Below are 16,997 nucleotides of genomic sequence, written 5' to 3' on the forward strand. Positions count from 1 at the left end.
TAGATAGATGAAATTTAATCATAATGCACAACAAGACTAATGGTAAAGGACGACCAAAAGTTTTTAACTTTATTTGCATCGACCGACTTGACTCTGTAACAATAATTGTAACTATCAATCCTGCTACCAAGAGTCTAAAAACTAGATATGCGAAATTTATTTCGTGGATATTATAAGCCTACGTCGGAAGAATTAACGGAAATATGGAAAAATTGTATTTTTTCTTTTGATGCAAATGTTTTGTTACACATCTATTGTTATACACCAGAAACGCGAGAGAGATTTTTTGAAATTCTTCATAGATTAAAAGAGAGAATTTGGATACCTCACCAAGTGGGATATGAATACCAAAGAAACAGAATATATGTTATCTCTAAATTTATTAAGGCTTATGACGATATCGAAAAAATTTTAACTAAGAAACTTCAAGAAATCAGGAGTGAATTCTCTCACGATTATCAACGACACCCATTCATCAAGCCTCAACAAATTATAGAGAATATTGAAATCGTTATAGATAAGATCGTATTTCAGATAAATGAAGCAAAAAATCAGCACCCAAACTACTTGGAACATGATGAACTCAGAGAAGTTCTCACAGATCTGTTTGAAGGAAAAGTAGGTGAACCATATACTGATGAAGAACTGGAAAATCTTTATCAGAAAGCAGAAAAGCGGTTTAGCTATCAGAAACCTCCAGGATATAAAGATGCGAATAAACCTATTCCTAGAAATTACGGAGATGTTATTCTGTGGTTTCAATTGATTGATTATGCAAAAATTCAGAAAAGACCAATAATTTTTGTGACGGATGATAATAAGGAAGATTGGTGGTTGAAGTATGATGGAGAATCTCTAGAGCCAAGACCAGACCTTATTCAAGAAATCATCTCTGAGGTAGGAATAGACAACTTTCAATTCTATATGTACCATAGTGACCAATTCTTGAAGGATGCAGAAAAGTTTTTTGAACTACCAACTCAGCCAGAAGCAGTCGAGGAAATTCGAGATGTTATATTTCAGAACACAATTACCAAGCGAATAACAGTCGAGTCAGCGTGCCTGCGTAGTGTAGGTTATGATACTGCCAACCAAATTTTGGAAATTGAATTCCAGAAAGGGGAAGTTTACCAGTATCAAGGTGTTCCGGTCACAGTTTATGCTGCCCTCATGAATGCTTCATCACATGGTAAGTATTTCAACGCTAACATAAAAGATGTTTTCCCCTGCCATCGGTTGATTTAATAGTGACTGGTGTTCGGTTATCAGTTGTCTGTAGACCCCTAGTTTATTACACAATCAGTGGTTAGTGGAAAAAGGTCAATTGTATTAGGATTTTCATCGTGAAACCTCTGAGGGTCGTTGTTGTGGGTGGTGGTGCAGCTGGTTTTTTTGGTGCGATCGCAGCAGCCGAAGCCAATCCCCATGCTCAAGTCACTTTGCTTGAAGCTAGCCGTCAACCATTAAGTAAAGTTCGTATTTCGGGTGGTGGACGCTGCAACGTGACTCACGCTTGCTTTGAACCATCAGGGTTAGTCCAAAATTATCCAAGAGGCGGAAAAGCTTTGTTAGGTGCCTTTACCCGCTTTCAAGCTAAGGATACAGTAGCTTGGTTTGCCAGTCGAGGAGTTCCCCTAAAAACTGAACCGGATGGCAGGATGTTTCCCATTACAGATAGTTCGGAAACCATTGTGAACTGTCTGATGAAAACTGCAAAAGCAACTGGAGTAGAACTGCAGACGGGAATTTCTGTGACAACAATCAACCACTCGCTCACAGACGGGAAAGAAAGTCGATTTGAAATTGCTCTTAAGTCAGGAGAAATTTTGGAGTGCGATCGCTTACTGTTGGCAACAGGAAGCAACCCAGTTGGTTACAAATTAGCCAAACACCTGGGACACACCGTTGAACCACCTGTACCTTCTTTGTTTACCTTCAATATTCCCGACCCAGCGTTGAGGGAATTGGCTGGTGTGAGCGTTGAATCTGTGCGATTGTGCTTAACTGTACCGGAAAAACCCAAAATAGAACAAGTAGGACCCGTATTGATTACACATTGGGGTTTGAGCGGACCTGCGGTTCTAAAACTTTCTGCATGGGGTGCAAGAGTGTTACACTCCAGCAACTATAAAGCGGCTCTATCTATCAATTGGCTACCCCATCTTAAGCCAGAGGAAGTACGCCAGCAATTGTTAGCTGTTAAAAATGAATGGGGACAGCGAGCAATGTCACTGCATCGCGGTGCTGATTTACCCCATCGCCTCTGGCGGTACGTAATTTCTCGTGTAGGCATTGCTCCAGAAAACCGTTGGGCAGAACTTCCCAATAAAACAATGAATCTGTTAGTACAAGAAATTACCCAAGGAAAATTCTTAATTCAGGGAAAAGGAGTTTTTAAGGAAGAATTTGTGACGTGTGGAGGCGTCAATCTTAAAGAAATCAGCTTTAAAACAATGGAAAGTAAGTTAGTTCCGGGGCTTTATTTTGCAGGGGAAATCTTAGATATAGATGGTGTCACGGGTGGATTTAACTTTCAAAGTGCTTGGACAACCGGGTATTTAGCAGGATTAGCGGCAGCATCAGGAAAAAATTAATTCACCTACCTCACCCTTTAAGGGCGAGGATTGCTCAAACCAATTTGAGCAACGTCTGAATTTAACACTCACGCCGTTGATGGCGTAGCTCTTGCCGCCAGTCATTTTGTTGAATATCGCCAGTACCACAAAGCAAATGTAGATGGTGGTAAATGGTTTGGTAGCGTCAAAGTGACATCAGCTCCTTTCAAAGTCATTCGTCGCCCTCCTTATTCCCGTCGCCAGTTACATTTAATGGTTCCCTCGGGGGGTGGAGTGCGTCGTAAATATGGCGGGTCTACTACTCGCCACGGTGTTCGTAAGGGCGATCTAGTCAACTCTCCAAAAGGGATTGGCTATGTCAGTGGCGACACCGAAAAACAAGTATCTGTCAGCGATGCTAACTGGAAACGGTTAGGGCAGATTGCTTCTAGCAAAGTAAAATTAATTCGTCGTTCAAACGGACTGATTGTTGCTTAGAAGATTTGTAAAGCCGTCCTCCGCTTCGCTGAAGGACGGGGTTTCTACCTATTTTTTCTGATGACTGTTGATGAAAATCGGCAACTCAGTGTTTTCTCATTAGCTACATTGCTGGTGTCTGCCCATTATGGCTTGGGGTTTCTTTTAGGAACTGCTGAAAAAGCTGTGTCCTCAGGGGTTATGGGTAGTCTGTATGCGGTTTCTGTTGGTTTGGGCGTCATTGCGAGCATAGTACTCGCAAAATTCTACTGGACTGAAATTGAGCAAATTTGGACATTGCTGGGAAATCGTTACGGCAACTTGGTGAAAATTGGCGTTGGCTTGATGTCTTGGACATCGTTTATTGGTATTGGGGCAGTCCAGATTATTGCAGCTGCTTCCATTCTCGGTGTGATGGGAGTACCCAGATTGTCCGGCATGCTCATAGTGACGTTCTTGTTTTGGGTTCTCTCACTGCTGGAAGTTGAGAAGGCAAGTTGGTTGTTTCGCGGATTCCTCTTGCTCAACATCTTGGGGCTAGTTTATGGATTGTGGGTATTGCACGGTTTACCAAATTACGTGCAAGCACCCCTACAATTTATCTCGTCCTTGCATCAAATCAGTTTTGCTGAAGCGATAGGTGTTTCCCTTTCCACAATTTTGCTGGTACTGATTGATATGAAATGTCAGCAGTACATAGTTCAAGCTCGAGATGTACGTACTGTCTATCTCGGTTCTATCTTCGCTGCCTTAGCAATCATCGCCTTAGCTTTTCTCCCTTCTGCTGTGGTTATTGCTGCCCAAAATGCTGCTATTTTACCTGCAGACTTGGATGCTAAAGCTGCCATTCCATACATATTATCTTGGGTTGGTGGTGGAAGCAATCAACCTTTAGGTGCCTTCTTGATTGCGGCTTTAGCAGTTCCATCCCTTGGTTTAGGCAGTAGTGTGTTGCGGGTACAAACCAAAACTTTGTTGGACTTGCAGCTTTTACCTAAATTTCAGGGAAATCGCATTTTGATTGCCGGAGTGAATGCTCTGTTTGCCTTGGGTATTGCTCTAAATGGAGGCGAAATCATTGGTTTGATTCTGTTGTTTTACACTGCCTACCTTTCAGCAGTGTGGGTTCCCTGGATTGCCTATCTCTTAGATTACGTTAAATTTTACACACCTTCCGTTTTCAGTGTGAGACTGTCTTTGGCTCTAGGAAGTCTATCCGCTCTCACTACCTTAAGTATTATTCTTTACCAGCCCAATGCCGTTTTTTGGAATAATGGAGAATTGACCATTATGATCGTAGGCATTGGTTGTGGTAGTGTGAGTTTATTATTTGGTCAGTTAGCAGAGAACTTTAACCCTCTATCTAAGCTAAAAGAGCATAATTAAATGTAGGGATGAAAAATTTTTATAGTTCATCCCTTATCTTATAACTAATATGGATTGGTAATTCAGTGAGTTACATCTGTAGGAGTTAACGACTGTTAGCCTTTAGCAACGGCTGTAGTTCATCCACATGGAAACTGCTATTATAATACTTCTTTAAAACTCCAGGTTCTGTTTGTATAGGCAAAACATCCAAAATATCGGGTTGGGAACAATATTTCAGATCTTCATGACATTCAAGGCGTAACAGACGTTTACCGTGGCTGGCATGATGGAACAAGCCAAGTAAATTATCTTGCCATTGAGAGTAAAGAGCGATCGCACTTACAACCTCATCATTACCCGCAGCAAACTCGGGTGACAAGTTAGTGTCTTGCAAAACGCTATGAGCAATAGCACCTGCACAAGCGGTGTCTTCTAGAGAAAAACTGCCTTCCCAGCCCGAACCAACTATCCAAACTGTTTCTGGCTGCTTTTCTACAAGATATTGCACGACTGCAGCGCGGTTAACAAAAGCACCCGTTAATACAGCTTGAGCGTCTTGTATTCTTTGTAAAGTACGAGTGCCGTTGGTGGTACTAATAAACAAACGCCGTCCTTGTACTAGTTCAGGAGTACAATCGAGAGGAGAGTTACCCAAATCGAAACCGGGAACTTTTGCTCCCCCACGTTCTCCAGCACGCAAGCGTTTTTCAGGAGACCATTTTTCGCTCTCTCTCATCAGTTTATCTAAATCGCTGAATGCTTCGACTGCTTCACCCCCAGCCGCTAGGACTGTTGCTATTGTAGTCGTGGCTCGCAGTACATCAACTGCGATCGCACATTCTGGCACTTCATCTGCTGGAGTGGATTCCGGAGTATGGTAAACAAATAGCTTCACGTGCTGGTTACACCTGATTTAATAAGATTTAATACTTACGTCAACATTCTAACTACTGAATGTGCCAACCATAATAAGTCTTTAAGATTGATTTAGTAGATTAACCATTGGTAATTCCTATTATTACTACAACTGCAACTTATCAATGGAAAAATCAAGGTAATCTAAAGAAAAGAACAGACTGCTGAAACAAGTTGTGCTTGGCTTAAAGTATAGGGTAAAAAGCACCATAGAAAAAACTTTTTACTATGTCATAGACCCTAGTCGTTATGCCCCATCTGTAATTGAAATCCACATGGCACCTTTACCAAACTACCGTCCCAAACAACTGTCCCTAGGTCCACTAGAAGCAGAAATTTTGAATATCATTTGGGAACTGGGATCGTCTACAGTTAAGGATGTACACGATCGCATTTTGACCGATCCCAATCGGGAATTAGCATACACATCGGTGACGACCGTGTTACGTCGCCTTACAGACAAAGGTTGGCTAGCCTGCGACAAAAAAGGGCGAGCTTTTTATTGGCGGCCATTGGTGACAAAGCAGCAAGCTGACATGATTCGAGCACACGAGCAGTTACGGCGATTTTTAGCAGTGGGGAACCCCGACGTAGTTGCTGCTTTTGCTGATACTCTTGATGAAGCTGCAACCGAGCAAATACAAGCCATAGCCAAACGCATTCAAGCTGCACGCCAAGCCAGGGAGGAAAAATAATGCACGTATTGATGATTGCGGCTGCTTTGACAGTCGCGTATTGGATGAGATCGCAATGGACAAAAACTCGAGGCACCTGGAATGAGCAATGGCAAAAAGCACTATTTTTCTTTCTCTTTCCCCCGTTGCTCATTTTAATGACAGGTATTGCCCTGGTGTGCATGGGACCTCAAGGTAAAATGGGTGGCTTGCAAACTGGTTGTTTTGGCTATGTCTTAGCCTTAAGCGTTCTTGCTTTTGTGGCTATTTCATGTATCAAACTAACCCTGGAAGGATGGCAATCTATCAAATCTGTTCGCGACTGTCCCCGAGTTAATATTGCAGGCAGACAAGTTAGAATTCTGAACACAAGGGCACTTTTTGCAGGTCAAATCGGATTTTGGCAACCCGAACTCGTCCTGACTGAAGGACTACTGCAAACTCTTTCAGCAAATCAATTAGAAACTGTCTTTGCACACGAGCAAGGGCATTTCCATTACCGAGACACATTTTGGTTTTTCTGGCTGGGTTGGGTGCGTTTTTGCACAGCTTGGTTACCCAACACAGACGCTTTGTGGCAAGAACTATTGATTTTGCGCGAACTACGAGCTGACGTATATGCTGCTTTTCGGGTAGACCCACTGCTGCTGGCAGAATCCCTTTTATTGGTAGCTAGTACTCCGCCTGTCTCTTCAGAAGTTTTCTGTGCAGCATTGGGTTCTAGTCCTGTAGACCGTTTGGAACAGAGAATAGAAGCTTTGTTAGGACAACCACAGCCCATTCCCCAATCTAACTTGAAGCACTGGAAAAGCTTTCTCTTAGCGTTGCTACCGTTGCTGACTGTGATATTTCATACCTAAGACTGTTAGTAGATAGTGGTTAGTGGTTAGTGGTAGAATTTTCGACCACAATAAGATACGTTCAACAGAAATCCGTAGTCTAATCCATGAAAGCTCATTGGAAACAGTACTGGAATTTACTCGTTGAGTATCTCAAGCCCCAGCTAAGGTACATTATCTGGCTTGCTATCACCCTCCTCAGCAGCATAGGCTTGCAAATCCTTAACCCTCAGATTCTAAAGTACTTTATTGATACAGCCGTTACAGGAGGTTCCCAGCAAGCCTTATTTATTGCCGCCCTACTATTTACTATTGTTGCTCTAGTTACTCAAGCTCTCTCGGTTGCAGCGACTTATTTTGGTGAAAATGTTGCCTGGACAGCAACCAATGCTCTACGGGCTGACTTGGCAGAACACTGTCTCAAATTAGACTTATCTTTTCATAAATCACGCACGCCAGGAGAGTTGGTTGAGCGAGTCGATGGGGATGTGAACGCTCTGTCCCAGTTTTTTTCCCACTTTACTCTTAAAGTCTTGGGCAATGCCCTTCTGCTACTAGGTGTGCTGGTGGTGCTTTTTTATGAGGATTGGCGGGCTGGTTTGAGTCTAACATTTTTTTCCCTAGCAGCATTGCTCATTTTGGTCTATCTCCAGTCCAATGCCGTTCCTTATTGGGCAGCCTATCGTCAAATTGGTGCGGAATTTTTTGGTTTTATCGCAGAAAAACTCGCAGGTACCGAAGATATCAGGGCGAATGGAGCCATTAGCTATGCCATGCGCCGTTTCTATCTCATTCTGCAACGTTGGCTGCCTGCATTTCATCAGGCTCGTTTTGGCGAGACGATTCTTTGGGGAACAACAATCGGTCTTTTTACCACTGGTAATGCTATCGCATTAGCGATCGGTGCTTATCTTTGGACTCAAAAGACAATTACCATTGGGACGGTCTACCTCATTTTTTATTACAGCAATCTTCTGCGCGATCCCATTGAACAAATCCGAGTACAGTTAGAAGGTTTACAACAGGCACAAGCCAGTATTAACCGAATTCAAGAATTATTCCAAATCAAAACAAGACTCAACCCAGGTGGAGATACACCCCTTTCGCCAGGAGCGCTATCTGTAGTTTTTGACAACGTCTCATTTAGTTATGAAGACCAACAATCTCCATCTTCCTACCTCCCTCACTTCCTCACCCCCTCCCTCCCTTCTGGGGTACTTCAAAATATCTCCTTCAATCTACCGCCCGGTCAGATACTGGGGCTGCTGGGGCGCACTGGCAGTGGTAAGACAACTTTAGCAAGGCTCATGCTTCGACTTTACGACCCGCAAGAGGGGTGTATACGCTTAGGTGGTGTAGCAATTGACTCCACGCCCTTGAGAGAATTACGGCAGAAAGTAGGTTTGATAACCCAAGACGTGCAACTCTTTCAAACCACAGTGCGTAATAATTTGACATTTTTCAACAAAAACATCGACGACCAACAACTCCTAGACGTGCTGGAATTGTTGGGACTATCTGAATGGTTGCGATTACTGCCTTATGGATTAGATACGCAATTGGGGTCAGACAGTGGTGGGCTTTCTGCAGGAGAGGCACAGTTGCTTGCTTTTGCCCGAATTTTTCTGAAAAATCCCGGTCTGGTAATTCTTGATGAAGCATCTTCCCGTCTCGACCCCATGACAGAAAAGCTCATTGAGCGTGCAGTGGACAGGCTCTTGGAAGGGCGCACCGGAGTCATTATCGCCCATCATATAGCGACAGTGCAAAAGGCAGATCAAATCTTGATTTTAGACCACGGTCGAATCGTCGAATACGGTTTTCGCAAAAATTTAGCCAACGATTCCAATTCCCGTTTCTCCCGGTTGTTAAAAACTGGTTTAACCGATGTACTAGCTTAATACACAGCTTTATGTTTGCATTAAACAAGATATCCAGCTGGAAATTATTATGGCAACTGATACGTTACAACCCAAAGTTGTACTTGATTGACAGCTTTTTCTGGATCTTCATTATGGGGTTGCCCGCTGTACCGGGATTAGTTATCCGTGAATTTTTCGACACTCTAACAAACAAGTCCCAACTGAGTTTATCCCCTATGGCTCTCATGACGCTTCTCCTCACCATAGGTCTGGGGCAAGTCGCCGTCTTATTTGCAGGTCGTTTGACCAAAACTCAGCACCGTTTCACCATGAGTTCATTACTGCGGCGCAATCTCTTAGAGTGCATCTTAAACCGTCCTGGTGCTCAACCCCTTTCGCCATCTACTGAGGCTGGCAAAACTGTATCGCCTGGTGAAGCCATTAGCTACTTCCGTGATGATGCCCAACAAGTAGAACACAATGTTGCTTTTGTCTCAGAGAATATCGGCGGGGGGTTGTTCGCCCTTGGTTCTATTACAATTTTACTCAGCATCAATGTATGGATTACGGTGTGTGTCTTTCTTCCCCTAGCTGTTACGATCGCACTCATCCAGCAGGCACAAAAAAGAATCAAACGATACCGTCAGGCAAGTCGCCAAGCAACCGAACAAGTGACAGGTTTGGTCGGCGAGATGTTTGGTTCTGTGCAAGCGATTCAAGTTGCAGGGACAGAAAACGAAGTACTCGACCATTTCCGTTGGATTAACGAACAGCGCCGTCAAATGGCAATCAAAGACCAACTGCTAAACGCAATCCTCAATTCTGGCTTTGAAAATGTGGTCAGTATAGGAACAGGTTTAATTTTGCTTCTTGCTTCGCAGTCAATGCAGGCTGCTGCAAACAAGCTCACTGTGGGTGACTTTGCCTTGTTTGTCTACAGTCTCTCTTTTGTAAGTTCCTTTTTAAGGTTTTTTGGGGTTTTTCTGGCAGTGTCAAAGCAGACTGAAGTCTCCTTTGAGCGTATGGAAGCTTTACTTTCTGACGTACCTGCAGAAAGTTTGGTGGCGCACAACCCCCTCTACCTTAATGATTTACGCGGTCGCAAACAACAGTTACCTTCAGTGAAGCAGCCGGATTGGAATGACAGTTTGTGCTTGCATGAGTTAACAGTCTCTAACTTGACTTATCGTTATCCTGACACCAATCGCGGAATTAGTGGATTAGACCTAAAGCTAGTACGGGGAAGCTTGACAGTGATTACCGGTTGTATTGGTTCTGGTAAGACAACCCTACTCCGCGCCCTGCTGGGATTGTTACCAAAGCAAACAGGTGAAATATACTGGAATGGCGATCGCGTCGATGACCCCGCTAACTTTTTCGTTCCTCCTCGTAGTGCTTATACTCCTCAAATCCCGCAACTTTTTAGCTACTCGCTTCGTGAGAATATTCTGTTGGGTCTTCATAGAAGCGAAATGGACTTAGCACGAGCGATCGAACTGGCTGTATTTGAGCGGGATGTGGCAGATATGCACCAGGGGTTGGAGACATTGCTAGGACCAAAGGGCGTGCGGCTTTCAGGTGGGCAACTGCAACGAGCAGCTGCAGCTCGTATGTTTGTGCGCTCTCCGGAATTGCTAGTTTTTGACGATCTCTCCAGCGCTCTTGATGTTGAGACCGAACAAATATTGTGGTCACGTATATTCGCAGCAAGAAGCCAAAAGGGCTACTCGGAAAAAGTTGCAAGTGATTGGATGCCAACATGCCTTGTTGTTTCTCACCGCCCTTGGGTTTTGCACCGTGCTGACCAAATCATTATTTTGAACAAGGGGAAAGTAGAAGCACAAGGTAAGTTCAATGATTTGCAAAAAATGTTTGCTGTTTAAATAAGACTTGACATCACAAGCAGGTTTAAGTAAGTGGGCGAGAATAAACAGAACTCCGTTACAAAATATAAATATATTTAAAATTCTTACCAATGACAGCTGACACATGACCAAGGACAATCTTTACCAGTTACGTTTTTTCTTACCGACTTACTTAAGTCTTTTTTGCTTTGGGAACAGAACGCTGGTTTGAGTCATAAGTAATGACACTAATACTTCCGTCAGCCTCCATATATGCTCGTTTGACCTCAGAAAGTAATTCCACGCCTTGTTGACGTAACTGACTCAGCAATTCGTCTTTGGTAATCAGTTCTCGTTGCATATTACGCTCAATCACCTTACCATGCCTAACCAGTAGCAGAGGAGGAGGGTTCAAAAAGCGCTGAAACTGAGGACATTTGTAGCCAAACCAGTTCAGGAAGTAACTCCAAAAAATTACAGTTCCTACTAAAATGCCTCCTTCAGTAATCGATGTGTAGTTACTTGCCATAGCGTTTTGGGCAGCTTCAGCAAACAGCACGACAACAAGTAAATCGGCAATCCCCAGCGTTCCCACTTGTCGGCTGGGCATAAGACGTAGAACAGAAAACAGTGACAAGTACACAAGGGTTCCACGAAGAACGAGTTCGACAACGGAGACGCTAGGAACAAAAAGCTCCTGCCAATTTACGTGAAACAATTTGTCCATCATGAATTTTTTCTCTCCTTATTCCCTGTCTGCAATTCCATCAAGAAAGTCAAAAACAATGGTTGTGAATTTTTCTACACAGAAAATGCTCCACTCGTGATAAAGTCCATCAACAACTATTAATTGTGAATCTTCAATAAATTGAGAAAACTTTCTTGCTGCACTTAATGGGGTTGTAAGGTCATTGCTTCCCCAAAGTAGCAAACAGGGGGATTGAATTTTTGGTAACAGCGGTCTTATATCTTTTGTTAATGACATCAATAACAATTGGATAGTATTGTAAGTTCTAAAGAAAAGATTGTAAGAAAAGCCTTCTACAATCTGAAAAATTTGTGGAAATCTCATTTGTGGAGTTTGGGCAGTCATTTCTACTGCCCTTTGTAAAAATACCAATGGTACGGGCTCTACAGGTATTCCCGTACTGTCTACTAAAATGAGGCTTTTTACTAAATTTGGCATTAAAGCTGCTACTACAGCAGCTATTCCTCCTCCTAATGAATGACCAATTAAATGAACTTTTGTAATATTTAGAGATTTTAGGAAAGAACTTATAAAGTTAGCATAACCGTTATATTCACCATTCAACTGAGACTCAGTCGAGCGGTTAAAACCGGGTAGTTCGGGGGCTATGACTCTATAGCGATCGCATAAAACATTGAGAATTTCTTGGTATGGTAAAACTCCCACACCCCATCCGTGCAAAAACAATATTGTCTCAGAATTAGATACATTTCCTCCTTCTAAATAAAAAATTTTGTTTTGTTCTACATAAACCTGCTTTTGCACAAATTGATAGCTCATACTATTTTGAAGTTTAAAAGAATTAACAATAAGTATCTTAAGGATTGTACCCTAATGTAGGTTAATGCTAGAGTCATAGCGATCGCAAAACCCCTGAGATGGATATATTTAATCACCAAAGTAAGATGTTTTGCATTCTTAATTCTCAAATCGGATTTGTTATAATCCAATATGGTTCAATTAAGGTTTTTTTGCCAAAATTTCATATGTGTAAAGACGCGAAATTTCGCGTCTTTATAGAAACTATGAGTCTTATAAAGCAGCCATTTACAAACTCCAAGACCGTGCTTGGTCGCTAAAGTCACCCTCAATAGTGTCAAAACCTTGGATGGGTTCAAACAAGTTATCAGGTGCATTTTCTGACTTGGGCTCGTTTGTCCGTTGTCCGTTAAATGCTGTCAATGCCATGTATGCATCTACCAAAGCGGGGGAAATTCTTTGAGCTAAAAGAATTGCCTTGCCAGCATCACCAACTACAACATCGCGTTTTGGATGCTCAGCAGCCTCAACAATAGCTTTAGCTACAAGGCTGGGTTGGTAAATTGGCGGTACGCCTACAGGTTTCACCCCAAGTTTTGTACGTGCTTTGTCAAACAGGGGTGTGTTAATTGAAGCTGGCATGACGTTTGTAACGCTAACAGCCACCTTCTCATGCATCAACTCAACCCGTAGAGACTCCAAAAAGCCATCAATACCGTGTTTGGCAGCAGCATAGGCGCTTTGTAATGGCAAGCTGCGTCGTGCTTCAATTGAAGAAACGTGAATCAATGCTCCACGCCCTTCACGCTTGAGATGGGGTAGTGCTACCATCGCACCATGTACCTGCCCCATTAAGTTCACATCAATAATCCGCTTAAATTCTAGGGGTGTTGTTACCTCAAAAGCGGCGTAGAGTTCTACAGCAGCGTTATGTACCCACGTATCAAGCCGCCCGTAGACTTCGATGGCTTTATCTGCGATCGCTTTGACTTCATCAAATACTGTCACATCAGCGACGACTGCTGTTGCATCACCACCCATTTTCTGAATTTCTTCCACCAGAGACTGTAATCCAGGTTGACTGCGAGCGGCAACAACTACCTTTGCACCCCGACTGGCAAACTGAAGAGCCGCAACGCGACCAATACCGCTGGAAGCCCCCACTATGGCAACAACTTGCTGATTTATCGGTTTTAATTGCACTGTTCTTACTCCTGAAACTGAGACCTCACTATTCAGGTAAACAAGAGCAAGCGCGGCGCTCATCAGTCGTCAGGTGAATCAATTGTTAAACTCTTCTACGACTTTCGACTTTGACATACTCCCCAGCCTAAAGGCGATGCTGCAAGATATGAGTATATAATTCCAACTAAGGAATTAAGAAAATTCGGTTTTTGCAGCAACAGAAACTGAGTTTTTTATGCCCAATCCTGAATAATGAACAGATGCTCTAGCAATTGAATCCAAACAATGAGTATTTCTAGGCGGTTGCGGTTAATCGACTCATCAAATACTTTGAGCCGATTCAATTTTTATTCTTATTATTAAATTGCTCAATGGATAAAAAACAGCGAAATTTTACTGACAAGTGTCCGGATGAGAAAAATTCAGTAGAAACGCTGAAGTAGTTGCTTTTGTTTTTAAATTCTTCTCACAAATTGCCAATCCTTGAACCAAAGCATTTGGTTGTACCTCAATTTCTGCTTCTTCTAGAGTGTCTTACTTAGAAGTCGTCTTACCGCTAGAAGAAGCACTAGTACTAACACTTACAGTAAAAATACGCAGAAATTTGGTATACTAAATTTTCACTCTTACTGAAATATTGGAATTTAATGTTAAGTAGTTACTCCTTTCCCGCCAAAAGATTACCTAAACACATAGATGTAGATGTAGGTAGGGCTAAAGCCCACTACAACGCCAAGATGGTGGGCTTTAGCCCTACCTACAAAAATCGGTAATTTTAGAGCAGAAAAGGAGTAGTACTTCACTCGCAATATAGATTCTCATAAACGAGATAATCCTGAATACTTTGCGTTACACTGTCTACCTTTTTTTCTCCATACCAATAGATAAGTAACGATAAGCCGAAGGCAACAGTTATAATGATGGCTACTTTGCTAGTTGTACCTGAAGCTTTGTCTATAAGTGCTACTAAAACTAGCAAGACAAACGATAAAAAGAAGATTAAGCCAAAGATGGTAGCCATGCAGTCACCCTAAGAAAGTTGAATAATTATTCAAGAATGACTCTAAGTTAAGCTATTGAGATCGGGACTGCACGGTTTTAAAATGGGACAATAGTGAGTTTAATGAAAATTCTACATTTCTTATTACAATCGTGATGTCATATCATGTTTGGCTAATGACTTATAAATTAATTAACTTGTATTTGCGATACATCCGCTAAAGCGCAACTACAAACGTAGTATAAGTGTTTATCCGAACATGATGCTACTCCCATTGGCAAAGTTGTGATGGAGGTGTCATGCGAGGGGCACTGTAGCGATAAAATCCATTAACATTGAGTGAAGCATTGGAAAACAAAACCCAATGAATAGTACCGTCTATGCCGTCAGCACTACGGATAATATTGCCTTGACTCAGTGTTAAACGCCCTTCGGAGTCCCAATCTAGCTTAGATTTAGATATATTAGGTTCAGAATCGACAGCCCAGAGTAGCTCTAACGCTTTGCCCGCGATCGCGTTTTCATTAATTTCACCCCTGATACAAACAAAGCGATCTGAATGGGGATAGCCGTAGTAACCATCAACGCGATCGCCTAACTTACTAAAATTAAAACAGACTCCTGCCCCGTCTTGCCAATCTTTGGGGTCGGGTTGACTGCAAAACTGGTATTTACCATTTGCTAAAGTCGCAATTGCAATTTGACCTTGAGCGTTTTTGTTGGTTGATGCAAACGCTGATGGGGTTGTAAAATCTATTAAAGTACCTATAACTAGGGTTGAAAGCACCACACTCAACCTCAAAAGATGGTTTTTTGCCACCATGACCTGACCTCTTATTATATGGCGGGTCGTTTTGTGTAATGATTAATATCTCTGTGAGATAAGTAGGTGGACACAATGAAACATAACTATGTTGACTAACTGTACCCTAATTTAATTGTTATACAAATAGCGCAATCTGGAAGACCAACCATGCCAATTTGCTGCGCTAAAGGAGATATTAGGTAAAGTAAAGGTAACATATTTGAGAATTTTTCCTATACAAATAGTTAACTATGGAAGGAGAAAAATCCACTCCACAGGAAACAATGCTGCTGCAACCCGGTACGTTGTGGAACCGTGTCAAAGAACAGACTGACTGTGCGCTTGCTAAAGGAGCATTAGTGTCAATCCCTACAAATTATGAATTTGTCGAACAAGATGGTGTTCACTTCTTAGTGCGAGTTTTGTCTAACCTAGCTCGTAAAGATGCAGCCAAGAAAGAACAGCAGAAAAAAACGACACCCTCTGGCAAAGAGTTCAATCCCTTTCTTCCTTATGAGGAAGACTTATTTGTGAGCAATCTTTCCAAAACTCATGTTTGTATTTTGAACAAATACAACGTCGTTGACTATCACCTGCTTATCATTACCCGTGCTTTTGAAGAACAAGAAAGCTTACTGACCTTGGAAGATTTTGCAGCAATGTGGGCTTGTCTGGCTGAAATGGATGGTCTAGTGTTTTATAACGGTGGTAAGACCGCAGGTGCTAGCCAAAGACACAAGCACTTGCAATTGATTCCGCTTCCACTTACATCCTCTGAAACTCAGATACCCATTGCACCTTTGTTATTACACGCTCAGTTTCAAGGGTCTGTGGCAACTATAGGAAAATTTCCTTTTGCTAATGCCTTTGCACGATTGGATTTTAATGGGGCGGAATCTCCAATAACACGGGCTCAAACAACACTACAGTGTTACCATAGCTTATTACATAAAGTGGGTTTAGAAGATAGTGATGGAGTGAGGGAAAATAGACAACCCGGTCCTTACAATCTTTTAGTGACACGGCAGTGGATGTTCATTGTTCCGCGAAAACAAGAGAGCTTTGAGTCTATTGCTGTCAACTCACTGGGATTTGCTGGTTCCCTATTTGTACAGAATGACGAACAAATGCAGATCCTCAAAGATTACGGACCAATGACTATCCTTAAAAATGTTGCTGTTGAAACCAGTAGGTAAAGGATGAAGTATAAAGGCTAAAGGCTGAAAGTAACGGGCTTTTATTAAAAGCTTTATAAAGCTTTACAATGATAGCCTTAATTCTGCCGATGTATACTAGTACACCGTGACCGGAAGCTAAGGAATTACGATCGTTCACCTTTTTTCTTTGTGACGGTGATTGGCAGCTTGCGTTAACAAAGATTCTGCAAATGCGATCGCCTCTTGAGCGGACTTCCCACCAGCAAGCTGCGCCAGTTCTTCCCGGCGCTTGGTTAAGTTGTCCAAAGCGGTAACCCTTACCACAGTACGCTGTTCCGAGTTTCCGTTACTGGCTTTCTGACCCTTATCCATACTAATAATTTGTTTGGCTACTCGGAAATGACGGTCTGCCATTGCTGCTACTAGGGGCTGGTGTGTTACACACAAAACTTGATGGAAATTCCCGAGTTGGTATAACTTTTCTGCAATTGCTTGTGCAACTCGTCCGGAAACCCCAACATCAATTTCATCAAATACCAGTGTTGCCGCCGTGTCAACTTGAGAAAAACAAGCTTTCAATGCTAATAGAAAGCGACTCATTTCACCCCCAGAGGCTATCTGTGTTAAGGGTTGTAGCGGTTCTCCTGGGTTGGGACCGTCTATACTGTTCAAGGCTGTCCCAAGCGCTTTGCTGGAAGTCGCTAAGCTTTCTGTTAGTTTAATGTGTTGGCTGTCTATCTGAAGTTTCTCTGTTGTTATCCGACTCCATTCATCCAACTCCTGTAGAGCTGATTTAAACAACTGTCTGA

The 16,997-nt window shown here is 42.5% G+C and carries 14 protein-coding genes and 1 pseudogene; 9 read left to right on the forward strand and 6 right to left on the reverse strand.

Going from position 1 to position 16,997, the window contains the following annotated elements:
- Nucleotides 1–147 precede the first annotated feature (147 nt).
- The 4 genes from ACYRY3_RS29945 to ACYRY3_RS29960 all read left to right on the forward strand — a co-directional run bounded on the left by ACYRY3_RS29945 (nt 148) and on the right by ACYRY3_RS29960 (nt 4,418).
- Nucleotides 148–1,245, forward strand: coding sequence for a PIN-like domain-containing protein (locus ACYRY3_RS29945; protein WP_460205319.1), 1,098 nt, complete (start codon nt 148–150; stop codon nt 1,243–1,245).
- A gap of 98 nt (nt 1,246–1,343) precedes the next feature.
- A complete protein-coding gene (locus ACYRY3_RS29950) occupies nt 1,344–2,594 on the forward strand; it encodes a BaiN/RdsA family NAD(P)/FAD-dependent oxidoreductase (RefSeq protein WP_460205320.1) in 1,251 nt (416 codons plus the stop codon).
- Nucleotides 2,595–2,765: 171 nt separating this feature from the next.
- Nucleotides 2,766–3,053, forward strand: a complete 288-nt coding sequence (locus ACYRY3_RS29955) for a hypothetical protein (protein ID WP_460205321.1) — start codon at nt 2,766–2,768, stop codon at nt 3,051–3,053.
- Between the two features lie 60 nt (nt 3,054–3,113).
- The gene (locus ACYRY3_RS29960) at nt 3,114–4,418 is read left to right on the forward strand and encodes an SLC5/6 family protein (protein WP_460205322.1); all 1,305 of its coding nucleotides are present in this window, start codon (nt 3,114–3,116) and stop codon (nt 4,416–4,418) included.
- Nucleotides 4,419–4,503: 85 nt separating this feature from the next.
- On the opposite strand, the gene ACYRY3_RS29965 is transcribed toward ACYRY3_RS29960, so the two are convergent.
- Entirely contained in the window at nt 4,504–5,295 is a 792-nt protein-coding gene (locus tag ACYRY3_RS29965) for a 2-phosphosulfolactate phosphatase family protein (protein ID WP_460205323.1), read from the reverse strand.
- 295 nt (nt 5,296–5,590) lie between these two features.
- On the opposite strand from ACYRY3_RS29965, the gene ACYRY3_RS29970 reads away from it, so the two are divergent.
- From ACYRY3_RS29970 to ACYRY3_RS29985, 4 genes are all read left to right on the forward strand, one after another.
- Complete coding sequence (locus tag ACYRY3_RS29970) at nt 5,591–6,010, forward strand: BlaI/MecI/CopY family transcriptional regulator (protein ID WP_460205324.1); 420 nt, start codon at nt 5,591–5,593, stop codon at nt 6,008–6,010.
- The gene (locus ACYRY3_RS29975) at nt 6,010–6,849 is read left to right on the forward strand and encodes a M56 family metallopeptidase (RefSeq protein ID WP_460205325.1); all 840 of its coding nucleotides are present in this window, start codon (nt 6,010–6,012) and stop codon (nt 6,847–6,849) included. Before ACYRY3_RS29970 ends, ACYRY3_RS29975 begins: the two co-directional genes overlap by 1 nt.
- Nucleotides 6,850–6,935: 86 nt before the next feature.
- Nucleotides 6,936–8,729, forward strand: coding sequence for an ABC transporter ATP-binding protein (locus ACYRY3_RS29980; protein ID WP_460205326.1), 1,794 nt, complete (start codon nt 6,936–6,938; stop codon nt 8,727–8,729).
- An 11-nt stretch (nt 8,730–8,740) separates the two neighbouring features.
- On the forward strand, nt 8,741–10,573 hold the full coding sequence (locus ACYRY3_RS29985) for an ATP-binding cassette domain-containing protein (RefSeq protein ID WP_460205327.1): 1,833 nt from the start codon (nt 8,741–8,743) through the stop codon (nt 10,571–10,573).
- Between the two features lie 154 nt (nt 10,574–10,727).
- Here the strand turns inward: ACYRY3_RS29985 and ACYRY3_RS29990 are convergent, their stop codons facing one another.
- The 4 genes from ACYRY3_RS29990 to ACYRY3_RS30005 all read right to left on the reverse strand — a co-directional run bounded on the left by ACYRY3_RS29990 (nt 10,728) and on the right by ACYRY3_RS30005 (nt 15,049).
- A complete protein-coding gene (locus ACYRY3_RS29990; RefSeq protein WP_460205452.1) occupies nt 10,728–11,261 on the reverse strand; it encodes a DUF421 domain-containing protein in 534 nt (177 codons plus the stop codon).
- An 18-nt stretch (nt 11,262–11,279) separates the two neighbouring features.
- Complete coding sequence (locus ACYRY3_RS29995; protein WP_460205328.1) at nt 11,280–12,062, reverse strand: alpha/beta fold hydrolase; 783 nt, start codon at nt 12,060–12,062, stop codon at nt 11,280–11,282.
- 267 nt (nt 12,063–12,329) lie between these two features.
- Entirely contained in the window at nt 12,330–13,244 is a 915-nt protein-coding gene (locus tag ACYRY3_RS30000) for an SDR family oxidoreductase (protein ID WP_460205329.1), read from the reverse strand.
- A 1,247-nt stretch (nt 13,245–14,491) separates the two neighbouring features.
- A complete protein-coding gene (locus tag ACYRY3_RS30005; protein WP_460205330.1) occupies nt 14,492–15,049 on the reverse strand; it encodes a hypothetical protein in 558 nt (185 codons plus the stop codon).
- Nucleotides 15,050–15,282: 233 nt separating this feature from the next.
- Between ACYRY3_RS30005 and ACYRY3_RS30010 the strand changes: the two genes are divergently transcribed.
- A complete protein-coding gene (locus ACYRY3_RS30010; protein WP_460205331.1) occupies nt 15,283–16,227 on the forward strand; it encodes an ATP adenylyltransferase family protein in 945 nt (314 codons plus the stop codon).
- Between the two features lie 135 nt (nt 16,228–16,362).
- Here ACYRY3_RS30010 and ACYRY3_RS30015 read toward each other — a convergent pair.
- Nucleotides 16,363–16,845: pseudogene (locus ACYRY3_RS30015) on the reverse strand (DNA repair protein RecN); the annotation flags it as partial.
- Between the last annotated feature and the right edge of the window lie 152 nt (nt 16,846–16,997).

This window comes from Scytonema sp. NUACC21, assembly GCF_054684315.1.